Here is a 3,102-nt window from a genome sequence, read left to right as displayed (position 1 = left end):
CCTTTATCGGCCCACATATCATCGTTACGGTGAGGGGCACGCCATAAGTGCAGCATAGGGCCGCCGTTATCGGCCAGTACGTTATTACCGTTCTTTTCCAGTTTGGTGAATGTACCTGATTTTTTGTCGAACTCAATTTTAAAGTCTTTACCCTTAACCTTCACCTCATTTGTTGAGTTAGATAACTCCAACGCCTGGGTAGCCGTAGGGTCAGCAACAGGCGGAGCGGCTATAACCGGTATCTCTAACTGTTGCCATGCAGCTTCAAAACCTTTTTTAGCCCATAATTTGTCGGCAGCGCTGGTGAATGATACACGTAGAAAATACTCAGCACCCGGTTTAAGCTTGCTTACTATGGTGTAAGGTACCTTGATATCTTTTTGCTCGCCGGGGTTAATTTTGCCAATATCAAAGTTACCTTTAGTGGTAACCACACCATTTTCGCTTAATTGCCAGTTACCTACAAAACCATCCAGGTTAATAAACTGGTAACGGTTTTTAACGGTGATGATACCGTTTTTAATATCCTTTGGCGTAACGGCTATCCATTGGTAAGCATGTTTTAATTCAGGATAATGCGGTTTCAATGATCTATCAGATGCTACCACACCTTTGTGAATAAAGTAATGATCATTAGGGTATTCGCCAAAGCCACCGCCGAAAGCCATGATCGGGTGCTCAGGATTGCGCCTGTTCCAAACGCCCTGATCCTGCCATTCCCAGATGGCGCCACCCAGCAGTGTTGGGTATTTATCAAACAAGTCGTTATACTCATCAACTGAACCCATTGAGTTAAACATGGCATGCGCGTACTCGCACAGGTAAAAAGGCTTGGTTAAGCTATCGGGCTGGGCATAATTTTCTACCTGTTTCAAATTAGTATACATATCGCTCTCAATATCGGCCGGGTTATTTTTGCCCACACCAAAACCCTGGTAATGTGTAGGACGTGTAGGGTCTAAGCGTTTAACCTCGGCCAGTGCTGCCCTGAAGTTTGAGCCGCCGCTGCCGCACTCATTCCCTAACGACCAGATGATAACCGAAGGATGATTTTTAAAGCTTTGCACGTTGGCCACATTGCGGTCAATAATAGCATCTTTTATTCTTGGGTCTTCGTTAAATTGATCCCATGCGCCGTGGCTCTCCAGGTTGGCCTCAGCAACCAGGTAGATACCATACTGGTCGCACAGCTCATACCAGCGCGGATCGTCAGAGTAGTGGCAGGTACGTACGTGATTACAGTTAGCTTGTTTGATCAGTACAATATCCCTGATCATCTGCTCTTCAGTAACCGCGTGGCCAACCTCTGGCCAGTTCTCGTGCCTGTTTACACCTTTTAATTTGATACGTACACCATTAATGGTAAAGATACGCCCCTTGATCTCAATACTGCGGAAACCTGTTCTTGATGATATGGTTTCGCTTGTATTGTCGCCATTTTTTAAATTCAAAACGGTGGTATATAACTTAGGCGTTTCAGCGGTCCATTTTTGCGGGTTGTTTACCTGGAAAGTCAATTTTACATTCACCTCTTCGCCTGGTTTTAGGGCAGGCACAGCACCTTCGGCAGTAGCACCTTTTACCAATACGCTGCCGTTATATAGGGTGGCCGAAAGTTTATTGGCTTTGATTGCGCTGCTGCCATAGTTTTTCACCTTGGCATTCACTTCAACAACTGCGTTTTTGTATTCCTTATCCAGGTTTGTTTTTACAAAATAATCCCTGATGTGCTCCTGCGGGGTACTCCAAAGCGATACATTACGGAATATACCGCTTAAACGCCACATGTCTTGATCTTCCAGATAACTGCCGGTAGTAAAGCGATACACTTCGGCGGCCACCATATTTTTGCCCGGGTGAACGTATTGGGTAATATCAAATTCGGCGGCGTTACGGCTGTTTACACTGTAACCTACTTTTTTGCCGTTGATCCATAAAAAGAACCCGGCATCTACCCCATCAAAAGTTAAAAATATACGGCGGCCATTCCAATCGGCCGGTACTTCAAAATCGCGGCGATAGCTGCCTACAGGGTTACGCTCGGCATAGGCAGTGTATTTTTTGGGCGGTTCGCTCATTATATGAGGGAAATCCTTTTTAAATATATAGGTAAAATTACTGTAGTAAGGTGTTCCATAACCCTCTATCTGCCAGTTGGAAGGTACTTTAATATCCTTCCAGCCAGATACATCATAGCTGGCTTTATAAAAATCAACCGGGCGCTGCTGCGGCCAGGCCACCCAATTAAACTTCCACATACCATTTAAGTTGCGGTAAAAGGTTGACGCGTGACGATTGGCTTTCAGGGCTTCCTGCAAATTAGCATAAGGCATTAGTGAAGCGTGCGCGGGCTCTTTATTGACGCCGATATTTCGCGGGTCTTCAATTTCGGCAGGTACTGGGGCATCGCCCTTAACAACCGTATCCCGAAGATTAATACCAGCCGACGCGGCAACAGCAAAACTCAGGAAAATAGAACAAAGGAGTAGTTTTTTCATAGGTTAATGGATACAGGGCACCTCTGCAGGCAACGGTGCTAACATGTTATAATTGGTTACTCGATTTAGCTGGGCTAATATATAATGTATAATTAACATTTAAAACGAATACTCAAAAAATCTAAACTCAGTCCGGGTTTATTTCAGCGCTTTTCTGATAGCTTCTTCCGTCACTTTAGCCATTACTTTATAACCGGCTACGTTAGGGTGTACCCCGTCGGTAGTCAGTTCTGCTTTTTGTCCGTTACGTTCATCAACCAAAGGGGTAAAGTAATCAAGCAATATCAGCTTATTCGCGGCGGCATAGGCTGTTATCAGTTTGTTGAGCGCTATGATCTTTGGTGCAGGCTCAATTCCCTTGCGCCAGGGATAATCAAATACGGGCAGGTAAGCGCATAATATCACCTTGATCTGGTGCAGTTTGGCCAGCTCAACCATCGATTTAATATTATCCATAATGCGCTCGTTGGTAACATGCCCTGTATTACCCGCAATATCATTGCTACCAGCCAGTATAATTACCGCTTTAGGTTTAAGATCGATAACATCCTGCCGGAAACGGATAAGCAACTGAGGGGATAGCTGACCGCTGATACCCCTATCC

General features: G+C 45.0%; 2 protein-coding genes. Both read right to left on the bottom strand.

Features of this window, described 5'->3' with window-relative positions; genetic code table 11:
- A partial coding sequence (locus AAGC65_RS25595) for a glycoside hydrolase family 2 TIM barrel-domain containing protein (RefSeq protein WP_343115293.1) occupies positions 1-2,498 on the bottom strand: 2,498 nt, incomplete at its 3' end.
- Between the two features lie 138 nt (positions 2,499-2,636).
- Positions 2,637-3,102: GDSL-type esterase/lipase family protein (locus AAGC65_RS25590; protein WP_343115292.1), on the bottom strand; the 466-nt coding region annotated here is incomplete at its 5' end.

Origin of the sequence: Mucilaginibacter sp. (genome assembly GCF_039207105.1) — a bacterium.
Taxonomy (GTDB): Bacteria; Bacteroidota; Bacteroidia; order Sphingobacteriales; family Sphingobacteriaceae; genus Mucilaginibacter.
Note: the sequence above shows the minus strand (reverse complement) of the source record. Positions and strands in the feature narration are given on the sequence as shown.